General features: G+C 71.0%; 16 protein-coding genes. 8 read left to right on the plus strand and 8 right to left on the minus strand.

What is annotated here, in order from left to right; translation table 11 throughout:
- The first annotated feature begins 218 nt into the window (after nt 1-218).
- Nucleotides 219-638, plus strand: a complete 420-nt coding sequence (locus tag AB0L33_RS16680; RefSeq protein WP_365681958.1) for an Rv3235 family protein — start codon at nt 219-221, stop codon at nt 636-638.
- A gap of 525 nt (nt 639-1163) precedes the next feature.
- On the opposite strand, the gene secA is transcribed toward AB0L33_RS16680, so the two are convergent.
- Complete coding sequence (secA, locus tag AB0L33_RS16685; protein ID WP_365681960.1) at nt 1164-3974, minus strand: preprotein translocase subunit SecA; 2811 nt, start codon at nt 3972-3974, stop codon at nt 1164-1166.
- 250 nt (nt 3975-4224) lie between these two features.
- Here secA and AB0L33_RS16690 point away from each other — a divergent pair, with 250 nt between their 5' ends.
- Together AB0L33_RS16690 and AB0L33_RS16695 are read left to right on the plus strand one after the other, a co-directional pair.
- Entirely contained in the window at nt 4225-4815 is a 591-nt protein-coding gene (locus AB0L33_RS16690; RefSeq protein WP_365682003.1) for a GNAT family N-acetyltransferase, read from the plus strand.
- 10 nt (nt 4816-4825) lie between these two features.
- Nucleotides 4826-6001, plus strand: a complete 1176-nt coding sequence (locus tag AB0L33_RS16695; protein WP_365681962.1) for a crosslink repair DNA glycosylase YcaQ family protein — start codon at nt 4826-4828, stop codon at nt 5999-6001.
- A 31-nt stretch (nt 6002-6032) separates the two neighbouring features.
- On the opposite strand, the gene AB0L33_RS16700 is transcribed toward AB0L33_RS16695, so the two are convergent.
- The 7 genes from AB0L33_RS16700 to mtnA all read right to left on the minus strand — a co-directional run bounded on the left by AB0L33_RS16700 (nt 6033) and on the right by mtnA (nt 14542).
- Nucleotides 6033-6785 carry a response regulator transcription factor gene (locus tag AB0L33_RS16700; RefSeq protein WP_365681963.1) on the minus strand — a complete coding sequence of 251 codons (753 nt, stop codon included), beginning with the start codon at nt 6783-6785 and terminating at the stop codon, nt 6033-6035.
- 184 nt (nt 6786-6969) lie between these two features.
- Nucleotides 6970-7659: a ribosome-associated translation inhibitor RaiA gene (gene raiA / locus AB0L33_RS16705; protein WP_361035379.1), complete on the minus strand. Its 690-nt coding sequence runs from the start codon at nt 7657-7659 to the stop codon at nt 6970-6972.
- 322 nt (nt 7660-7981) lie between these two features.
- Nucleotides 7982-8731 (minus strand): ComF family protein, encoded by a 750-nt coding sequence (locus AB0L33_RS16710; protein WP_365681965.1) that lies wholly within the window; start codon nt 8729-8731, stop codon nt 7982-7984.
- 66 nt (nt 8732-8797) lie between these two features.
- Nucleotides 8798-10567: an LpqB family beta-propeller domain-containing protein gene (locus AB0L33_RS16715; protein ID WP_365682005.1), complete on the minus strand. Its 1770-nt coding sequence runs from the start codon at nt 10565-10567 to the stop codon at nt 8798-8800.
- Nucleotides 10568-10652: 85 nt separating this feature from the next.
- Entirely contained in the window at nt 10653-12701 is a 2049-nt protein-coding gene (gene mtrB / locus AB0L33_RS16720) for an MtrAB system histidine kinase MtrB (RefSeq protein WP_365681967.1), read from the minus strand.
- 1 nt (nt 12702) lies between these two features.
- Entirely contained in the window at nt 12703-13392 is a 690-nt protein-coding gene (gene mtrA, locus AB0L33_RS16725) for a two-component system response regulator MtrA (protein WP_005316841.1), read from the minus strand.
- Nucleotides 13393-13396: 4 nt separating this feature from the next.
- Nucleotides 13397-14542, minus strand: coding sequence for an S-methyl-5-thioribose-1-phosphate isomerase (mtnA, locus tag AB0L33_RS16730; protein WP_365681970.1), 1146 nt, complete (start codon nt 14540-14542; stop codon nt 13397-13399).
- 140 nt (nt 14543-14682) lie between these two features.
- On the opposite strand from mtnA, the gene AB0L33_RS16735 reads away from it, so the two are divergent.
- The 5 genes from AB0L33_RS16735 to AB0L33_RS16755 all read left to right on the plus strand — a co-directional run bounded on the left by AB0L33_RS16735 (nt 14683) and on the right by AB0L33_RS16755 (nt 20419).
- A complete protein-coding gene (locus AB0L33_RS16735) occupies nt 14683-16161 on the plus strand; it encodes a glycerophosphoryl diester phosphodiesterase membrane domain-containing protein (RefSeq protein ID WP_365681972.1) in 1479 nt (492 codons plus the stop codon).
- A gap of 64 nt (nt 16162-16225) precedes the next feature.
- Nucleotides 16226-16852 carry a DUF4129 domain-containing protein gene (locus AB0L33_RS16740; protein ID WP_365682007.1) on the plus strand — a complete coding sequence of 209 codons (627 nt, stop codon included), beginning with the start codon at nt 16226-16228 and terminating at the stop codon, nt 16850-16852.
- Nucleotides 16849-18081 (plus strand): DUF4350 domain-containing protein, encoded by a 1233-nt coding sequence (locus AB0L33_RS16745; protein ID WP_365681974.1) that lies wholly within the window; start codon nt 16849-16851, stop codon nt 18079-18081. The genes AB0L33_RS16740 and AB0L33_RS16745 overlap by 4 nt, the downstream gene beginning before the upstream one ends.
- Entirely contained in the window at nt 18078-19097 is a 1020-nt protein-coding gene (locus tag AB0L33_RS16750) for a MoxR family ATPase (RefSeq protein ID WP_365681976.1), read from the plus strand. Before AB0L33_RS16745 ends, AB0L33_RS16750 begins: the two co-directional genes overlap by 4 nt.
- An 11-nt stretch (nt 19098-19108) precedes the next feature.
- The gene (locus tag AB0L33_RS16755; RefSeq protein ID WP_365681977.1) at nt 19109-20419 is read left to right on the plus strand and encodes a DUF58 domain-containing protein; all 1311 of its coding nucleotides are present in this window, start codon (nt 19109-19111) and stop codon (nt 20417-20419) included.
- Nucleotides 20420-20562: the final 143 nt, after the last annotated feature.

Here is a 20562-nt window from a genome sequence, read left to right on the forward strand (position 1 = left end):
CGTACGCCCTCGCCCCCGTCCACCCGGCGATGCCCCACTCACCCCAGCACCCCGCACCGCACCCGGCTCCCCCGCCGTCCCGCCACCCGAACAGGTGAACCCCACCGCACGCCACCCCACCTCCCCGACACTTGCGACAAATCCGACGCCCCCGTAGAAGATCCCCAACAGAAGTTACCGCCCGGTATAGCCGGGCCTCTGACGCACGGGGGCGACAGATGAACACGAACAGGACCCGGCCCGCAGGACGCCACGACTCCCGCAGGCCCGAAGCCGTACCCGCCCAGCGCCACCGCGTCCCGAGGCGCATGCGCCCCCACCACTGGTTCGCCGAACGCCTGCTCGCGGTCCTGAGCGGCCAGCGCCCGGTCCACTGGATGCTGGGCCACACGATCGGCGACGCCTACGACCAGCTGGCCGAACTGGCCCCCACGACCCCCCTGCGCACCCGGGGCACCCGCCCGGTCATCCGCATGTGCCGAGGCGCCCAGCCGGCCCCCGGCGTAGTGGAAGCCTGCGCCAGCATCGCCGCGGGCGAACAGGTCCGAGCCATGGCCTTCCGCCTGGAACAGGGCCCGGATCTCCGCTGGCGCTGCGCCGCGGTCGAACTGGGCAACACCCCGATGCGAACGCGATGAGCCGCCGCACGAGACGCCCCAGGGCCCCACCACAAGGCCCTCCGCAGGCCCACACGCACGGGAGGGGAGCCCGAGGAGCCCCCGGAAGCCCCGAGGGGCCTACGGAGCCCCGGAGGAGCCTACGAGGCGCCCCACCCAGCCCCTCCACTTGAGAAGCGGGGTCCGGGGCGGAGCCCCCAACCCCCAGCCCCTCCGGCGCTTGAGAAGCGGGCCCCAGGGCAGCCCCCAACCCCCCGCCCCTCGGCGCTTGAGAAGCGGGGTCCGGGGCGGAGCCCCAACCTCCAGCCCCTCCGGCGCTTGAGAAGCGGGGGTCCGGGGCGGAGCCCCAACCTCCAGCCCCTCCGGCGCTTGAGAAGCGGGGTCCGGGGCGGAGCCCCGGTTTCGGGAAGGGGCGGGGAGGGGACAAGAGCCCGCCGCAGGCGCAATGCACCCGCACCCGCACCCGCACCCGCACCCGCACCAAACACAACCTGGGCCGGGCACCACCCGGTGCCCGGCCCAGCCAAACCACAACGTCAGCGCAAGCTACTTCTTGCGCCGCCGCCCCCCAGAAGACTTCTGCGCCTTACGCCGCTCCGCCCGAGTGAGCCCATCGGACGCACCCCCGGCCCCACCGTCCACGTTCGCGAAGTCGCCCTCGACGACCCCGCCCTCCCCGTCAACCGTGGGAGCGGAGAAGTGCAGCCGATCCGGCCGCTGCGGAGCGTCCAGCCCCTTCGCCCGGATCTCCGGCCGCGAGGCCGGCACCGCGTCCTCCTTGGACAGCGAGGTCGCCGCGTCCTCGACCGGCACCTCCTCGACCTGCTGCTCGACCTGGACCTCCAGGTTGAAGAGGTAGCCGACGGACTCCTCCTTGATGCCCTCCATCATGGCGTTGAACATGTCGAAGCCCTCGCGCTGGTACTCGACCAGCGGGTCCTTCTGCGCCATGGCCCGCAGGCCGATGCCCTCCTGGAGGTAGTCCATCTCGTAGAGGTGCTCACGCCACTTGCGGTCCAGGACGGACAGCACCACGCGCCGCTCCAGCTCACGCATGATCTCGGAGCCGAGCGTCTTCTCCCGCTCGTCGTACTGCTCGTGGATGTCTTCCTTGACCGATTCCGCGATGAACTCCGCCGTGACCCCGGCCAGGTCCCCCGCGGTCTCCTCCAGCTCGGCGACGGTGACCTTCACCGGGTAGAGCTGCTTGAACGCGCCCCACAGCCGGTCGAGGTCCCACTCCTCGGCGAAGCCCTCCGCCGTCTCCTGGCGGATGTAGTCGTCGATCGTGTCGTCCATGAAGTGGCGGATCTGCTCCTGGAGGTCCTCGCCCTCCAGGACCCGGCGCCGCTCGCCGTAGATGACCTCACGCTGCCGGTTGAGCACCTCGTCGTACTTCAGGACGTTCTTACGCGTCTCGAAGTTCTGCTGCTCGACCTGCGACTGCGCCGACGCGATGGCCCGCGTCACCATCTTGTTCTCGATCGGCACATCGTCCGGCACGTTGGCCATCGACATGACGCGCTCGACCATCTGCGCCTTGAACAGCCGCATCAGGTCGTCACCGAGCGACAGGTAGAAGCGGGACTCGCCCGGGTCGCCCTGACGGCCGGAACGACCGCGCAGCTGGTTGTCGATGCGGCGCGACTCGTGCCGCTCGGTGCCCAGCACGTACAGCCCGCCGAGCTCCTTGACCTCCTCGAACTCCGCCCGCACGGACTCCTCGGCCTTCTCCAGCGCGGCGGGAAGGGCGGCCGCCCACTCCTCGACGTGCTCGACGGGGTCGAGCCCGCGCTGCCGCAGCTCCGCCTCGGCGAGGTCGTCCGGGTTGCCGCCGAGCTTGATGTCGGTGCCTCGTCCGGCCATGTTCGTCGCGACGGTCACCGCGCCCTTGCGGCCGGCCTGGGCGACGATCGTCGCCTCCCGGTCGTGCTGCTTGGCGTTGAGCACCTCGTGCTGGACACCGCGCTTGGAGAGCTGCTGCGAGAGGTACTCCGACTTCTCGACGGAGGTGGTGCCGACGAGGATCGGCTGCCCCTTCTCGTGCTTCTCGGCGATGTCGTCCACGACGGCGGCGAACTTCGCGACCTCGGTGCGGTAGATCAGGTCCGACTGGTCGACGCGCTGCATCGGCCGGTTCGTCGGGATCGGCACGACGCCCAGCTTGTAGATCTGGTGGAACTCCGCGGCCTCGGTCATCGCCGTACCGGTCATGCCGGAGAGCTTGTTGTAGAGGCGGAAGAAGTTCTGCAGGGTGATCGTGGCGAGCGTCTGGTTCTCGTCCTTGATGTCCACCCCTTCCTTCGCCTCGATCGCCTGGTGCATGCCCTCGTTGTAGCGGCGGCCGGCGAGGATACGGCCGGTGTGCTCGTCAACGATCATGACTTCGCCGTCGATGACGACGTAGTCCTTGTCCTTCTTGAAGAGTTCCTTGGCCTTGATGGCGTTGTTGAGGTACCCGACGAGGGGGGTGTTCACCGACTCGTACAGGTTGTCGATGCCGAGCCAGTCCTCGACCTTGGAGACACCGGACTCATGGATCGCCACGGTCCGCTTCTTCTCGTCGACCTCGTAGTCGCCGGTCTCCTCGATGCCCTTGAGCGGATTGCCCGCCTCGCCCTTGGTGAGGCGCGTGACCAGCTTGGCGAAGTCGCCGTACCACTTGGTGGCCTGGTCGGCGGGACCGGAGATGATCAGCGGCGTACGGGCCTCGTCCACGAGGATCGAGTCGACCTCGTCCACGATCGCGAAGTTGTGGCCGCGCTGGACCAGCTCGTCCTTCGACCACGCCATGTTGTCGCGGAGGTAGTCGAACCCGAACTCGTTGTTCGTGCCGTACGTGATGTCGCAGGCGTACTGCTCACGGCGCTGGGCCGGAGTCATGTTCGCGATGATGCAGCCGACGCTGAGGCCGAGGAACTTGTGGACCCGGCCCATCATCTCGGAGTCGCGCGAGGCCAGGTAGTCGTTCACCGTGATCAGGTGGACGCCGTCGCCCGACAGGGCGTTCAGATACGCGGGCAGCGTGCCGACGAGGGTCTTGCCCTCACCGGTCTTCATCTCGGCCACGTAGCCGAGGTGCAGCGCGGCGCCGCCCATGATCTGGACGTCGTAGTGGCGCTGGCCGAGGACGCGCTTGGCCGCCTCGCGGACGGTGGCGAACGCCTCGGGGAGCAGGTCGTCCAGGCTCTCGCCGTCCGCGTACCGTTCCTTGTACTCGTCGGTGAGCGCCCGCAGCTCGGCGTCGGAGAGGTTGACGAAGTCCTCTTCGATGGAGCTGACCTGGTCCGCGATGCGGTGCAGTTTGCGCAGGATCTTGCCTTCGCCTGCACGCATGAGCTTGTTGAAGACGGACACTGAGGCTGGTCTCCTTGCCGGTCGGGCCTGGGCACTGGGTCGTGTGATGGACTCGGGCACGGGCACGGCAGGTGGGCCCCACCGCAACGGTCATCGTAAGCGAGGACCCCGCCGCGCCGGGAGGGCTGCCACCGCGTTCTCCCGCGGCGCCCTTCAGAGTCAACGGACGAAGGGCGCCGAAGGTGCCGGGGAACCACGAAAAGTACTCGCGCCCTCACCGGCGCCTCACCAGAATCCCTTCATGGAACCCTTGGCACCGATCACCCTCACCACCGACCGCCTGGTCCTGCGCCCCTTCACCGCCGACGACACCGACGAGGTGTACGAGGCGTGCCAGGATCCGGCCATCCAGCGCTGGACGGTCGTCCCCTCGCCGTACGCGCGCTCGGACGCGGAGTTCTTCACCGAGCGCCTCTCGCCCGACGGCTGGCGGGACGGCTCGATGTACAACTTCGCGGTGCGGACCCGTGCGGACGGAGCGCTCGCGGGCGCCCTCGGCGTCAACCGGCGAACCCTCTCGGGGACGTACGAGATCGGCTTCTGGACCGCCGCGGAGCTGCGCGGCCGCGGCTACATGACCGAGGCCGTCCTGTGCGCCGCCCACTGGTCCTTCACCGCGCTCGGCTGCGACCGGCTGGAGTGGCGCGCGGAGGTCGGCAACGTCCCCTCGAGGGCCGTCGCGCTGCGCGCGGGCTTCCGCATGGAGGGCGAGCAGCGCTCGGGGCTGCTCAACAAGGGTGTGCGCCGCGATACGTGGGTGGGCGCGCTGCTCCCGGCGGACCTGGGGCTGCCGGGCACCGTCGCCTACGTTCCGGCGGGCAGTGTCAGTGCCGCCCCCTAAAGTGCGGAGCATGACGTCTGTGCAGCCACCCGCAGTCGAACTCTCCGCCGACCAGGCCCGCAGGATGGCCCTGCGCGCCCAGGGCTTCCTGGGCGCACCGGACCGCCGGTCGGGAGTGCCCGGGGTGCTCCGCCACCTCGGCGCCGTGCAGCTGGACACGATCTCGGTGCTGGCCCGCTCGCACGAGCTGATCCCCTACGCGCGCCTGGGCGCGATCGGGCGACGCACGGTCGAGGAGGCGTACTGGTCGGGCGGCCGCGCCTTCGAGTACTGGTCGCACGCGGCGTGCATCCTGCCCGTCGAGGAGTGGCCGCACTTCGCGTTCCGGCGCCGCGCCTACCGGGCCCGGCCGCAGTGGTCCCACGACCTGCCGGACGGCGCGTACGACACCGTCATCAAGCAGTTGACCGCAGAGGGCCCGCTGACGGCGACGGAGCTGGGCGGCGCGAAGAACGGCGGGGAGTGGTGGGACTGGTCCGCCTCGAAGGTGGCCGTCGAGCGGGCCCTGATGTACGGCGAGGTGGTGTGCACCGAGCGGCGCGGCTGGAAGCGGGTGTACGACCTCGCGGAGCGGGCCCTGCCCGACACCGTGCTCCACGACGACCTGGACGACGCCGAGTGCCTGCGCCGCCTCGTCGCGCTGGCCGGGCAGTCGCTGGGCGTGGGCACCCGGGCGGACATCGCCGACTACCACCGCCTCAAGGGCGAGCAGTTCGATGCCGTGGTGGCGGACTCCGGGCTGGTGCCCGTGGCCGTGGAGGGCTGGGCGAAGCCGGCGTGGGCGGACCCGGCGGCGCTGGCCTCCGAGCCCCGGGGCCGGCACCGCACGACGCTGCTCTCCCCGTTCGACTCGCTGGTCTGGGAGCGGGCCCGGACCGAGCGGATCTTCGGTTTCACCCATCGCCTTGAGGCGTACGTGCCCAAGCAGAAGCGGGTCCACGGCTATTTCGCGATGCCACTGCTGGCCGGCGGGCGGCTTCAGGGCCGCGTCGACCCGGCCCGCGAGGGTACGACGCTGATCGCCCGGCAAGTGTCCCTGGCGGGCGCGAAGGCCGTGGCGCCGATGGCTCAGGCCCTGGTGGAGGCGGCTTCCTGGGTCGGCTGCACGGACGTCCGGCTGGAGCGGGTGGAGGCTCCGGAGCTGCGCGGGCCGCTCGCGGCGGAGATCGCCCGTCTGCTGGCCTGACCGCGCCCGGGGTGCCGGCCCTCGCGCCGGCTCACCGGATCTCCAGGATCTTCTCCCGCATCGCGTAGACGACCGCTTCCATCCGGGAGTGGAGCTGGAGCTTCTCCAGAATGTTGCGGACGTGGTTCTTCACGGTGTTCTCGGAAATGAACAGTTGCTTGGCGATATCGCGATTGTTCATGCCGGTCGCGACCAGTTTGAGGACTTCCAGTTCCCGTTCGGTGAGCCGGGGCGCCGGCACCAGCCGGCGTTCGTCGGTGCGCTGGATCATCGACTTGAACTCGGTGAGCAGTTTCGACGCCATGGACGGGCTGATCTGCGACTGCCCGTCGGCGACCGCGCGAATGGCGGTGGACACTTCGTCCGTGGAGATCTCCTTGAGGAGATAACCCGTGGCCCCGGCCTTGATCGCCTCGTAGAGATCGGCCTCCTCGTCGCTGATCGTCAGCATGATGATCTTCGCGCTGGGGGCCACTTCCTTGATGGACGTGCAGGCTTCGATTCCGCCGCGCCGGGGCATCCGCACGTCCATCAGCACGATGTCCGGGAGCAGGTCGGCGGCCTTGTCGACCGCCTCGGCGCCGTCCCCGGCCTCGCCGACGACCTCGATGTCCTCCTCGTGCGCGAGGACGATCTCCAGACCTCTGCGGAAGAGCGCGTGGTCGTCCACCACGAGGACCCGGATGGGCTCCTTGCGGTAGCCGCCGTCCCGGTCCGCACCACCGAGGTCGCGTGCGTCGTCGGCATCACTCGCGTCGCGCACGGGCCCGAAGGTGTCCGCCATCGTTCCTCCCCCTGAAGGCCACGGCCTGAAATTCACGAACGGTCCGCCAACGGCAGTTCACAGAGCACCGATTGGCTTGGGTCGCCATGATTTCATGCCGGGACGTCAGTGCGGTGATGACTTGGTGACAGACGGGTGCCCCGGGGGCGTGCGGACGCTCCAGGGGCACCACTCGATGGTGGCGTCAGCCGCCGAGCGCGCCGCCCGCGCCGCCCGCCTCGTCGGCGGCCAGCGGGTCGGTCCTCAGATGAATGACACCGTAGTCGTAGGCGTGCCGCCGGTAGACGACACTGGGTTCCTTCGTCTCGTTGTCCACGAACAGATAGAAGTCGTGTCCGACCAGCTCCATCTCGTAGAGAGCCTGGTCGAGCGACATGGGCGCCGCGACGTGCGTCTTCTCGCGCATCACCAGCGGTCCTTCGCCCTGCACCTCGAGCGAACCGATCCTGGTGGTGGGTACGGACTGTGCCGTCTCGTCGGGAATCAGCTCGCCGTCACCGTTGAAGGATGCCGCGTCCGGCACCATCTCTCCGACCTCGGCAGCGGGGATACGTCCCGTGCCCCGGCGGCTGTAGCGCTTGTCGTGCTGCTTGCGCAGCCGGGCCTCCAGCTTGCCGGTGGCCAGGTCCAGCGCTGCGTACGGGTCGCCTGCGGCCGCTTCTGCCCTGATGACCGGCCCACGCGAGCGGAGCGTGATCTCCACCCGGTCGGAGCGGTCTGCCTGACGAGGGTTCGGCTCCTTGGACACCTCCACGTCGAGGCTGATCACCTTGCCGTCGAACTTCTGGATCTTGTCCAGCTTCAGCTTCTCGGCCACGTGCTTGCGGAACCGCTCGGGCACCTCGGTCTTGCGGCCCTTGACGACGATGTCCACGCAGAACTCCGTTCCCGGATCGCTCCGCTCGACGGCGGAGCATCTCCCTTTTGCACCAGGCCCCGGGGGTGGCCGGGGCCGCGGACTCGGTGACTTCCACCTCCTCCTCCCCAGCCGGCGGGGTTTCCACCCCACCGGATTTCCGGTTTCCGAACCACTGATGGGTCGCCTGCCCGAAACCTGATGGTGCATTCGTCGAGGGCCGGCATTCACCATTCCTCACAACCGAACATAGCCTGCTCGGACGGTTGTCGGCACCCGCTACTCGCACGTACCTCCGTTCAGGTCTTTTTACCCACTCACTACCTGCAACGATGCAAGTTCAGTTCCAGTTCCGGTTTATTTTCCGGCCGGGGGGACATGCTGCGTCGAATGCCAACGGGGACGCCGCGACCACGGCCGCGCCGCGCACGACGGAGGGGCCCGCGCCCCCGCAGGCTGCGCCGAGCGCGCGGGCCGCCTCGGCCAGCGTGGCCCCCGTGGTCAGCAGGTCGTCCACCAGCACCACCCGTCCGGCGGTGAGCAGCCGCCCACCCCCGGTCGCCACACCCAGGGCCCCGTCCAGGTTGGCCGCGCGCTCCGCCGCGGTCAGACCCGACTGGTCGGCGACCTCCCGCCGCTGCCGCAGCACCGCGGCGACGGTCGCCGGGACGCCGTTCCGCCGCAGCTGAGCGGCCGCCGCCAGCGCGATACGCCGAGCCGGGTCGTGGCCGCGTGCCGCCACCGCACGGCGCGCGGAGGGCACCGGTACGAGCAGCAGCGGCCGCCCGTCCGGATCCCGCCCGGCTCCGGCCCGTACCGCGTCCGCCAGCGCCCGGCCGAGCGGGCGCGCCATGGCGAGCACACCGCGCTCCTTGTGGGCGAGCAGAACCGCCCGCACCGCGCCCTCGTAACCGGCCGCGGCATGCACCACGGGCAGCCCCGGCGGCTCCGGGGAGGGCCGCACCCGGCGCGGCGCCCCGCCGGACAGCTGTGCGCCGCACGCCTCGCACAGCTCCGTCCGTGTCCTGCCGCAGCCGCCGCAGGACACCGGAAGAACGAGCCCGCTGATCTCCCGCCACCACCCCCGCACACCTCAACTGTGCCCCTCCCGGGGCCGGCGGGCCACCCCTGTGGAAAACCCCGGAGGCCGACGGTGTCAGCCCGGGTAGACCAGCGCCGAGCCCTCCTTGAGGACGGTCTGCCAGTTGTCGCCGGGAAGCAGCTTCACTATCCCGTCGCCGAAGGTGTCCGCCATCAGCGGCAGCTGTTCGTCATCGGCGGCGGCGATGGCCAGCACCTGGTTCACCCCGGGCAGGACGCCCGAGGAGGGCGTCGAGCCGTCCGCCTGCACGTAGCGGACCTGCTGGACGCCGCCCTGCTCCTTGCCGACGACCACGAGGCGGCTGCGGCCGGACCAGGACACCGCCGTCACGTCCGCGAGCTGCGGCGCAGCCTGACGCAGGTCGACCACGGACACCTGGGCGTCGTCCTGCGGGCCGAGCCGCTCGATCCTGCCGATGTTCAGAGTCGTGTGGCCGTCCTTCGTCAGCAGCAGCGCTATGCGCACCCCGTCCGAGGAGAGCCGCAGCCCGGCGATCCGGCTGCCGCCCAGGCTCGGCATCGCCACTTCCTGCGGCTTGCCCGTGCCGTCGGGCAGCCTCAGCAGCCGGGAGTTCCGCGGGTCGCGGTCGGCGACCCAGAGATCGCCCCGGCCGTCCCAGCTGGGCGCCGTCAGCCGGTCCTCGGGGTCGGCCGCCTTGCTCGTCAGGGCCGGTACGGGGAGCTCGCCGTCCGCGGCGATGGAGGCCACGTAGAGGGATTCGTTGTGCTGGGAGAGCGCCGCCGCCGACTGCTCGTCCCGGGCCACGCCGACCGCGCTGACCTTCAGCGAGCCGTCGCCGAAGGGACCGGCCACCTGCTCCGGCTCGCCGCTGCCCCTGGTGCTGCCCGGAATGCGCTCCACCCGGCCCTTGGCATCGACGAAGTACTGGCTGTCGGGTCCGCCCGAGGAAGCGTCGGGGGCGTACGCCTCGGCCTGGTCCGCGTCGAGCACGCACAGCGGCGAACCGTCGGACCGCTGCAACTCCACCTGCTCGACCCGCGCGGACGTCAGGTCCCGGAGGGTGAACAGGACCTGCGAGGCCATCATCTGGCAGACCCGCTGCCCGGTCCCGTCCGCCTTCTTGTCGAGCGGGACCTTCAGGACGTTGCGGTCGTCGGGCGTCAGCGAGACGACCCCCTTCCTGAGGTCGGTCCCCTTGGGGAAGCGCGAGGCGACCGCCGGCCTGAGCCAGTCGGTCGGACCCCGCAGAAGGCTGCGGACCGCCTGCGTCACCGTGTCCATCCCGGTCGAGGGATCGATCCGGTTGCGGAGGTAGACGGGGTCGGCGACGAGGGTGGCCTCCGCATCGGACCGCCCGTTCGCGAAGTAGTACTTATTGACCGAGCGGTACAGCCGCTTGAAGTCGGACTGGCCGAGCACCAGGCCGTCCGGCACGGAGTCGATGCGCCATTCCTTGCCGTCCGGCGTCTTCTCCCGCACCAGCCGGAGCATCCGGGAGAAGTCCGTCGGGACGAGCGGCTGGTACGCGTTCTGCGCGTCGACCGTCGCCACCTGCTCCCCCGTGAGCGTGTAGGTGACCTCGGTCGTAGAGCGGTCGTGGTCGTGGACCGGGCGGTCGCTCCGGTTCGGCGCCTTGGCCAGCACGGTGGTGTCCGCGCTCGGCTTCCACCGGCGCGACGCTTCCTTGGTGAGGTACTTGCGGGTCGTCCGGAAGTCGGAGTCGTCGCTGGTCATCGACTCCAGGAAGCCGTCCACCACCTCGTTCGGGGTGGCGCCGTCCCGTGGGGCGACCGCGTAGACCTGCACCTGGGAGTCGCCGGGCTGCGAGGCGTCGACGGCCTTGATGTCCCCGGAGACGGGCATCGAGCCGCACGCCGACAGCACGAGCGCGCCGCACCCGGCCAGCACGGTCGCCCCCACCACGCGCCCACGGCCGTGTCGACGACGGTCAGTCCTCACGGATCGTGTCCTCCCGCCCCGGTTCACGCCCCGGAGAGTCGTTGTGACCGGCACCCTGCCGTTCCTCCGAGGGACGCGGCACCACCCGCGCCCCGTTGCCCGGCAGCGCCGCCGGGTGCACCGAGGCGGGCGCGGTCCTGGCCGGCACGGCGGCCCGGCCCGGCAGCGGAGCGCGGCCCGTAACGGTGTGCTGCGAGGGCACGGCCAACAGCCGGTGCCCGCTCCCCGTGGCGGTGTTCGTGCCGGGGGCGTCCGTGGCGGCGTCCTCGGCCCGCTCCCGGCTCTCCCGGTTGCGCCGCGAGTCCTCCGGCTCCAGTGGTATCGGCGAGCCCCGCAGCGGCTCGTCCGCCGTGCGCGGCAGCGTCAGCCGGAACTGCGAACCGCCGCCGGGCTCGCCCCATGCCTGGAGCCAGCCGCCGTGCAGCCGGGCGTCCTCCACCGCGATGGAGAGGCCGAGGCCGGTGCCGCCGGTGGTCCGGGCCCGGGCCGGGTCGGCCCGCCAGAAGCGGTTGAAGACCCGGGTCGCCTCGCCGGGCTTCAGACCCACGCCGTAGTCCCGGACGGCGACGGCGACCGCCCCGCCGGCCGCGCCCATGCGCACGATCACGTCGCGCCCTTCCCCGTGCTCGACGGCGTTGACGACGAGGTTGCGCAGGACGCGCTCGACGCGCCGTGCGTCGGCCTCGGCGATCACGGGCTGCTCGTCACCGACGACCCGGATCCGGGTGCCTTTGCGTTCGGCGAGCGGCTCGGCGCCGCCGATCACCCGGCGCACCACCTGCCGCAGGTCTATCGGCTCCGCCTCCAGCGCGGCGGCACCAGCGTCGAAGCGGCTGATCTCCAGCAGATCCGAGAGCAGCGACTCGAAGCGGTCGAGCTGGTCGCCCAGCAGCTCGGCGGACCGGGCCGTCACGGGGTCGAAGTCGGCCCGCGCCTCGTGGATGACGTCGGCCGCCATCCGTACCGTCGTCAGGGGCGTACGCAGCTCGTGCGAGACGTCCGAGACGAACCGCCGCTGCATCCGGGACAGCTCCTCCAGCTGCTGGATCTTCAGCTGGAGGCTCTGCGCCATCTTGTTGAAGGCTTCGCCGAGGCGGGCGATGTCGTCCTCGCCGGTGACCTTCATCCGTTCCTGGAGCCGACCGGCGGAGAGCCGTTCGGCGATGCCCGCGGCCATGCGTACCGGGGTGACGACCTGGCGCACCACGAACCAGGCGATGGCGCCCAGCAGCACCACCACGAACAGGCCGGCGGTCGCCAGCGTGCCCTTGACCAGGTTCAGGGACTTCTCCTCCTGCGTGAGCGGGAAGACGTAGTACAGCTGGTACGGGTCGCGGTCGATGTCGTAGAGGCGCTTGCCGACGATGAGCCCGGGCTGGGACTCCTGCCCGTCCTCGTACTGGATCAGCGTGTACGTCTGGAAGGCGCCGGGGCCCTTGTTCACCGCGTCCCGCAGGCTCTGCGGAATGCTCGTCGCCTTGACGTTCCCGGAGCCACGGGGCGCCCGGGCGCCCTCGTCGGCGCTGAGCGCCATCACGTTGAAGGCGTTCTTGCCGCCACTGGCGAGCTGGTCGACCAGCTCGGTGCGCCAGGAGTTGTTCTCGGTCGTGCCGTCCGCGGCGTCGTCGCCCTGGCCCGCGACCGGGGTGAGCGGCGCGTTGGCCTTCTCCTGGGCGGCCGCGAACCCACCCGCGGCCTGTGTCTGGGCCGCCTTGCCCTTCGCGTCGAGCAGGCCGTTGCGCACCTGCCCGATCACGACGAGGCCGAGCAGCAGCACCACTCCGAGCGACATCAGCAACGTGCCCGCGACGACGCGCAGCTGGAGGTTGCGCCGCCACAGCCGAACGGCGGGCAGCAGCGGACGCCGCACCCAGCGCATCAGCAACCGCGGCACCGGCCCGCCGGGCGCCCGGTCCTGGAACAACCGGCCGCCCTGCAGGAAGCGCTCGACGGGGGACGAGGTGTGCCCTGAACCGGCAGCCCGCTCCGCACGGACTCCCGGCTCCCCGGGCTTCGGAGCAGTGCTACCCAGGGACATGTCAGCTCGGTCCGGCCTTGTAACCGACGCCTCGGACCGTCACCACGATCTCCGGCCGCTCCGGGTCCTTCTCGACCTTGGAGCGGAGCCGCTGCACATGCACGTTGACCAGACGGGTGTCCGCCGCGTGCCGGTAACCCCAGACCTGCTCCAGGAGCACCTCGCGGGTGAAGACCTGCCACGGCTTGCGCGCGAGCGCGACCAGCAGGTCGAACTCCAGCGGCGTCAGGGCAATGGACTGCCCGTCCCGCTTCACCGAGTGCCCGGCGACGTCTATGACCAGGTCCCCGATGGTCAGCTGCTCCGGGGCCGGCTCTTCGGACCTGCGCAGACGTGCCCTGATCCGGGCCACCAACTCCTTCGGTTTGAACGGCTTGACGATGTAGTCGTCGGCCCCGGATTCCAGGCCCACCACCACGTCAACCGTGTCGCTCTTGGCAGTGAGCATGACGATCGGCACACCCGACTCGGCCCTGATCAGCCTGCAGACCTCGATGCCGTCCCTGCCGGGCAGCATGAGGTCGAGCAGGACCAGGTCCGGCTTCGCCTCTCGAAATGCAGCAAGTGCCTTGTCGCCGTCCGCTACGAACGACGGCTCGAAACCCTCACCACGCAGCACAATCCCGAGCATCTCGGCCAGTGCGGTGTCGTCGTCGACGACAAGGACGCGTCCCTTCATAAACGACATCATCCCATTAGCTAATCGTTACCTGCGATGATCTGGCACACAGCTCCGCCAGCCCGGCCCCCGTGACCGGCGAGATTACGCCCTCCTCCGCGACGATCGCCGTGACCAGCTCCGGCGGCGTGACATCGAAGGCGGGGTTGTACGACTGAGTCCCCACCGGGGCCACGAGCACCCCGCCCGCCTCCTCGTCCCCCGCCCCGAACGGCGGGACTGTGAGCTCCGTCACTTCCCGGCCGGAACGCTGCTCCACGGTGATGGACGCCCCGTCCGCCGTGAGCAGATCCACGGTCGTCGTCGGCGCCACGACGATGAACGGTACGTGGTGGTACTTGGCGAGCACCGCCAGCGGATAGCTCCCCACCTTGTTGGCCACCGACCCGTCCGCGGCGATGCGGTCCGCCCCGATCAGCACGGCGTCCACCTCCCCCGCGGCGAACAGCGACCCCGCCGCGTTGTCCGTGAGCAGGCTGTACGGCATGCCGTTGCGCGCCGCCTCGTACGCGGTCAGCCGGGCGCCCTGCAACAGCGGGCGCGTCTCGTCCACCCACAGCCGCCTCAGCCGCCCTTGTCGGTGGGCCCCGAGCGCCACCGCGAACGCGGTGCCCTCGCCCCCGGAGACGAGTGCCCCCGTGTTGCAGTGGGTCAGCAGCCTGAGGCCCCCGCCCGGAACCAGCTCGTCCAGCAGGGCAAGCCCGTGCTCTGCCATCCGCACGCTGGCCTCGGCATCCTCCCGGTGCAGAGCCCTGGCCTCCGCCAGCGCGGCCGCCCCCGCCCGCTCCTGACCGGCCCCCTTGTCGAGCGCCGCCCAGTAGGCAGCGGCGGCCCGGCGCACGCCGTATCCCAGGTTCACGGCGGTGGGCCGCGCCCGCTCCAGGAGCCCGGTGGCCTCCGCCACGTCATAGCCCCGCAGCGCGGCCAGCGCCACACCGTAAGCACCGGCGATCCCCAGCAGGGGCGCTCCCCGCACGGCAAGGGACCTGATCGCGTCCACCAGAGCGGGCACATCGGTGCACACCAGCTCCGTCTCCTCCGCGGGCAGCCGCCTCTGGTCGAGGAGCACCAGCACGGGGCCTTCCGGAGGCTCGTCCCAGCGAATTGACGGTAGTCCGTTGGGCTCGCTGCCCACCGGCGATTGCGCGTCCTGATCAGCCATCCACCCAGTCTGCCCGGTGACCCACCCGGACTTGAAGGCACGAGCCGGTCACGGGGCCAGGCCCGGACAGCATCGACGCGTGGCACGATGGCTGCCACCCTGACGCCGCGCCACGCGGACAGGACCGCGAAGGAGCGACAATGAACGACACTCCGGGCTGGGCCTCGCCCGGATCCGCCCCCTCCGACGACCAGCAGACGAACGGCCGCCCAACGGATCACCACGAGCCGGCCGACCGCGAGGTGCCGACCCGAGCAACGGCCGACCGGGAAACGGTGGGTCAGCACGCCCCCGGCCAGGAAGCGGCAGGTCAGGACGGCCCGAGTCAGGAAGGTCCGGGCCAGGAAGCGGACCGCCGGGAGACCGACGGCCAGGAGCAGACCGACCGGGACACGGACCGCCTCGGAGCGGGCATCCCCCGCCCCTCCGAACCGGCTGACGACGCCGTCCCCCCGGGAGCATGGGCCGCCCAGCAGCCGCCCGCCGGCCAGTGGTCCCCGCCGAGCCCCACCGGAACCGGCCCCGCCGCCCCGCCGCCCCACCCGGGCTGGGGCACCCCGGCACCTGGCCCCGGCACGGGCACCGGCTGGAACGCCCCGCCGCGGGAATCCGGCTGGGGCACCCCGCCGCAAGGAGCCGGCTGGGGCGGCCCACCACCGGCGGCGAAGCCCGGCGTCATCCCGCTCCGGCCACTCGGCATCGGCGAGATCCTCGACGGCGCCGTCTCCACCATGCGCGCCCACTGGCGCACGGTCCTGGGCATCACGCTCGCGGTCTCCGTGGTCGCCCAGGCCGCCATCCTCCTCATCCAGCGCTACCTGCTGCCCGACCCGCCCACGGTGGACAGCAACGCCACCGGCTCCGAGGCACTTCGGCAGGCCACCGAATCCCTCCGCTACAGCCTCCTTGACCTCGCCCCACCCCTGCTGGTCTCGATGCTGGCCACGATCTTCACCACGTCGGTACTGACCGTGGTGATCAGCCGCTCGGTGCTGGGCCGCCCGGTCACCCTGTCCGAAGCCTGGACCGAAGCCCGCCCCAGGCTGCTCCCCCTGCTGGGGCTGACCCTCCTGCTCGCCGTCATGGGCGGCGCGATCATGACCGCCGGCATCCTCCCCGGCTTCCTGGTCGGCGACACGGCAGGAGCGGGCCTCGCATTCCTCGGGCTGCTCGCCGCGACGGCCGTCTTCCTCTGGCTGTCGGTCCGGTTCAGCCTGGCCGCCCCCGCGCTCATGCTGGAGCGGCAGCCGATCGCCGCCTCCATGCGGCGCTCCGCGAAGCTTGTCCGTGACGCCTGGTGGCGGACGTTCGGCATTCTCGCCCTGACCTGGCTGCTGACGCTCATCGTGGGGCTGGTGGTCGGCATCCCCTTCGGCCTCCTCGCGGTCGGCGTGGACGACGGCTCGCTGAGCTCCTTCCTCTCCGGGGAAGCCACCGAGTTCGGCTGGCCGTTCCTGATCGTCTCCGCCATCGGTGACGTGGTCGCCGCCACCATCACGTATCCGCTCTCCGCCGGAGTCATGGCCCTTCTCTACGTGGACCAGCGCATCCGCCGCGAAGCGCTGGACCTCGACCTGGCCAGGGCAGCGGGCCTGCCCGGCTTCGACAACAGGAACTGACACCGTGTCGGGGGCGCGCGACGTGGCAGCGCGACTGCTGGTACGAGCGAGCGGCGGCGCCCCCGTGGACACCGGCCGCCTCCCCGCGCGGGAGGCGGCCCGCCGCGAACTGTCCAAAGGTGCGTACCACGAGAATGACCCGAATCCCCTCCAGCGCGCTCTGGACCACCTGTGGACCTGGTTCGGCGATGTCGTCTCAGCGGCCTCCGTCGCCGCACCGGGCGGCCCTGCCGGCCTGATCGTCCTCCTCCTGACCGTCTTCGCCCTGGCCGCCGCGCTTCGATGGCGGCTGGGCGCCCCACTGCCCGGCCGGAGGCCCACTGACACGCTCTTCGCGCACGGCCCGCGCAGCGCAGCGCAGCACCGTGCCGCCGCCGACGCCCACGCTGCCGCCGACCGCTGGAACCAGGCCGTCCAGGAACGGATGCGTGCCATCGTCCGCTCGCTCGAAGAACGGGCCCTTCTGGATCCCCGCCCCGGACGCACCGCCGACGAAGCGGCCGCAGAAGCGGGCCGCGCCCTTCCCACGTACGCCACACGCCTACGGGCGGCGGCCCGGGTCTTCGACGACGTCACATACGGAGGCCGCTCCGCCGACCGCCCGGCGTATCTGACTCTGCTCGACCTCGACCGTGCCGTCGAAACCGCCACTCCACGGCTGACCGCCGCACGCGAGGGGGCCGCCGAATGACACCGGCCGCCACCGTCCCGTCCGGTCCTTCCACCTCCATATCCATCACGCCCCACGAGGTATGGCGCCGCTCCCGGGGAGTGCTGCTCGCCGTCCTTCTTCTCGTCGTCGCCGCGACAGCCCTGGCGGCCGCCCGCTCCGGGGACCAGCACGGCCGCCTGGACCCCCGCTCGGCCGACCGCTACGGCAGCAGGGCCATCGCCGAACTCCTCAAGGAGCACGGCATATCCGTCCGCGTCGTCACCACCCTCCGCGAAGCCGCGTCCGCGACCGGACCCGACACAACACTGCTGGTCACCACCCCCAATCTGCTGACGCCCCACCAACAGAAGGCTCTGCGCACAGCAACCGCCGGCATGTCCGGCCGCACCGTGCTCCTGGGCGCCGACTCCCCCTCCCTCGACACGCTGGCCCCCGGCGTGCGGGCGAAGGCCGCCGTCCCCGTGGTCGCACGTGCCCCGTACTGCGCCCTGCCAGCGGCCCGGAGAGCCGGAGCCGTCGAGACGGGCGGCGTCCGCTACGACGCCGATGGCCTCGATGCCGATGCCTGCTACTCCGCAGAGGGCCTGCCCTCCCTGCTTCTCGTGCACGAGCCCGCAGCCGGCGAGACCGTTCTCCTCGGCTCCCCCGACTTCCTGTACAACAAGCGCCTCGATCACCAGGGCAACGCGTCCCTGGCCCTGCAACTCCTCGGTTCCCGCCCTCATCTGGTCTGGTACCTCCCCTCGCTCACCGATCCCTCCGTCACCGGCAGCACGGCCGACGACGACACCGACAAAGGCACCGCAGGCGGCCGAAGCAGCTTCGTCGAGCTGATCCCATCCGGCTGGCTGTGGGGCACGCTGCAACTCGCCGTCGCCGCCCTCCTCGCAGCGGTCTGGCGGGCCCGCCGTCTGGGCCCTCTCGTCCACGAGCACCTGCCCGTGGCCATCCGGGCCTCAGAGTCCGCCGAAGGCCGAGCCCGACTCAGCCGCAGGGCGAACGCCCGCGACCGCGCCGCCGCATCACTCCGCCACGCCACCCGCACCAATCTGGCGCCACTCACCGGTGTCTCCCCCCGGGACGCTCACGCCCCCGTAGTGCTCCTCCCCGCTCTGTCCGCCCGCCTCGGTCCAGCCCGAGGCGATCTCAGTGACCTGTTGTTCGGCCCCGCCCCCTCCGACGACCGGGCCCTCGTACTGCTGGCCGACCAACTCGACTCCCTCGAAAGAGAGGTCCGCACCTCATGAGCGCCCCGCCTCCCGCAACCACCGGGACAACTGGAACCACCGACGGACCCGAGGGCGCCGACACCCTCGACGCAGCACGCGCCGCCCTGGAAGCACTGCGCTCCGAGATAGCCAAGGCCGTGGTCGGCCAGGAACCCGCCGTCACCGGGCTCGTCGTCGCCCTGCTCTGCCGAGGGCACGTCCTGCTGGAAGGCGTCCCCGGCGTGGCCAAGACCCTGCTGGTCCGAGCCCTCGCCGCCTCGCTCGAACTGGACACCAAGCGAGTGCAGTTCACACCTGACCTGATGCCGAGCGATGTCACCGGGTCCCTCGTCTATGACGCGCGCACGACCGAGTTCTCCTTCCAACCCGGCCCCGTCTTCACCAACCTCCTCCTCGCAGACGAGATCAACCGGACCCCTCCCAAAACGCAGTCCTCCCTGCTGGAGGCAATGGAAGAGCGTCAGGTCACTGTCGACGGCACGCCCCGCCCGCTGCCCGACCCCTTCCTCGTCGCCGCGACGCAGAACCCGGTTGAGTACGAGGGCACGTACCCCCTCCCCGAAGCCCAACTGGACAGGTTCCTACTGAAACTGACCGTCCCGCTACCCACGCGTGACGACGAGGTCGCTGTCCTGACCCGTCATGCCGACGGATTCGATCCCCGTGATCTGAAGGCCGCGGGCATACGCCCGGTCGCCGGGACCGCAGACCTCGAAGCCGCCCGCGTCGCCGTCGCCAACACAGCCGTATCCCCCGAAATCGTCGGCTACGTAGTCGATATCTGTCGCGCCACGCGTGATTCCCCCTCGGTGTCTCTCGGTGTCTCCCCCCGTGGAGCCACCGCCCTGCTGTCCACCGCCCGAGCCTGGGCCTGGCTCACCGGCCGCGACTATGTGACCCCGGACGATGTGAAGGCCCTGGCCCTCCCGACGCTGCGACACCGCCTCCAACTGCGCCCCGAAGCCCAGATGGAAGGGGTCACCCCCGACTCCGTCATCTCCGCTGTGCTCGCCCAAGTCCCCGTGCCCCGGTGAGGCGATGAACCGTGGCCCTCACCGGACGCGCCGCCCTGCTGGCGGCTCTGGGATCACTCCCTGTAGGCATCGTGGCCCCGAGCTGGACGGGAATGCTCGCGGTCGATGTCCCGCTCTCACTTGCGATTCTGTGCGACTACGCCCTGGCCGCGCCAGTGCGAACGCTACAGTTCACCCGATCCGGTGACACATCCGTTCGACTTGGCGACCTGGCAGAAGTGCAACTCACCGTAGTCAATCCTTCCCGACGCCCGCTGCGGGCACACCTCCGCGATGCATGGCCGCCGAGCAGCTGGCTGCCCGGAACCGGGCCGGCCGTCTCCCGGCACAAACTGACCGTCCCACCCGGCGAACGGAGGCGGATCACCACGATTCTTCGTCCCACCCGCCGGGGTGACCGTCGGGCCGAGCAGATCACTGTCCGCTCGTACGGGCCTCTGGGCCTGGCCGCACGCCAGGGCAGCCATCGCGTGCCATGGACGGTGCGCGTCCTTCCACCGTTCCCAAGCCGGAAGCATCTCCCTTCGCGGCTGGCTAGAATGCGCGAACTGGACGGCCGCACCAGCCTTCTCACGCGCGGGGCGGGCACGGAGTTCGACAGTCTGCGCGCCTACGTTCCCGGCGACGACGTCCGGTCGATCGACTGGCGTGCGACCGCTCGGCAGTCCGCGGTCGCCGTGCGGACCTGGCGCCCCGAACGCGACCGGCATGTCCTCGTCGTCATCGATACCGGACGTACTTCAGCGGGCCGGGTGGGCGATGTGCCCCGGCTCGACGCGGCGATGGACGCGGCCTTGCTTCTCACCGCACTCGTTCATCGGGCCGGCGACCGTCTCGGTCTGCTCGCCTACAGCCGCGGCACGAGGGCGAGAGTCCAGGGCCGGCCTGCCGGGGATGTCCTGGCGGCCGTGGTCGATGCCCTGACACCGCTGGAACCGGAGCTCGTCGAGACCGACGCGCGAGGGCTCGTTGCCGCAGCCATCGCGCAGGCACCTCGGCGTTCGCTCGTGGTGCTTCTGACGAGCCTCGACGCTGCTCCCGTGGAGGAGGGGCTGCTGCCCGTGCTACCCCAGCTCACTCAGCGGCACACGGTCGTGGTCGCAGCAGTGAGTGACCCGCGCATCGCGGCCATGGCCGAGGCACGCGGGACAGTGGACGCGATATACGAGGCGGCCGCCGGCGTCGAGGCCGAGGCTCAACGTCGCCGCACCGCGGACCGGCTCCGTAGCCACGGCGTGGGGATTGTCGACGCCCCACCGGACGATTTCGCACCCGCACTCGCCGACGCGTACCTGGCACTCAAAGCGGCAGGGCGTCTGTAGCGCGGGCAACGGGGGAGCCCGGCCTGAGGCCCTTTGACCCTGGCCGGGAACGCAGAAAAGCCCCGTGCCATCGGCACGGGGCTTCCCCACAATGATTGTTCGGCGGCGTCCTACTCTCCCACAGGGTCCCCCCTGCAGTACCA

It is taken from the genome of Streptomyces sp. NPDC052299, from assembly GCF_040679335.1.
GTDB lineage: Bacteria > Actinomycetota > Actinomycetes > Streptomycetales > Streptomycetaceae > Streptomyces.

Excerpts from the sequence above, each read along its gene's own strand:
- mtrB (WP_365681967.1), bottom strand. The coding sequence starts at position 12,701 with ATGTCCCTGGGTAGCACTGCTCCGAAGCCCGGGGAGCCGGGAGTCCGT.
- AB0L33_RS16750 (WP_365681976.1), top strand. The coding sequence starts at position 18,078 with ATGAGCGCCCCGCCTCCCGCAACCACCGGGACAACTGGAACCACCGAC.
- AB0L33_RS16695 (WP_365681962.1), top strand. The coding sequence starts at position 4,826 with ATGACGTCTGTGCAGCCACCCGCAGTCGAACTCTCCGCCGACCAGGCC.
- AB0L33_RS16700 (WP_365681963.1), bottom strand. The coding sequence starts at position 6,785 with ATGGCGGACACCTTCGGGCCCGTGCGCGACGCGAGTGATGCCGACGAC.
- AB0L33_RS16715 (WP_365682005.1), bottom strand. The coding sequence starts at position 10,567 with ATGCCCGTCTCCGGGGACATCAAGGCCGTCGACGCCTCGCAGCCCGGC.
- AB0L33_RS16735 (WP_365681972.1), top strand. The coding sequence starts at position 14,683 with ATGAACGACACTCCGGGCTGGGCCTCGCCCGGATCCGCCCCCTCCGAC.
- mtnA (WP_365681970.1), bottom strand. The coding sequence starts at position 14,542 with ATGGCTGATCAGGACGCGCAATCGCCGGTGGGCAGCGAGCCCAACGGA.
- AB0L33_RS16745 (WP_365681974.1), top strand. The coding sequence starts at position 16,849 with ATGACACCGGCCGCCACCGTCCCGTCCGGTCCTTCCACCTCCATATCC.
- AB0L33_RS16680 (WP_365681958.1), top strand. The coding sequence starts at position 219 with ATGAACACGAACAGGACCCGGCCCGCAGGACGCCACGACTCCCGCAGG.
- mtrA (WP_005316841.1), bottom strand. The coding sequence starts at position 13,392 with ATGATGTCGTTTATGAAGGGACGCGTCCTTGTCGTCGACGACGACACC.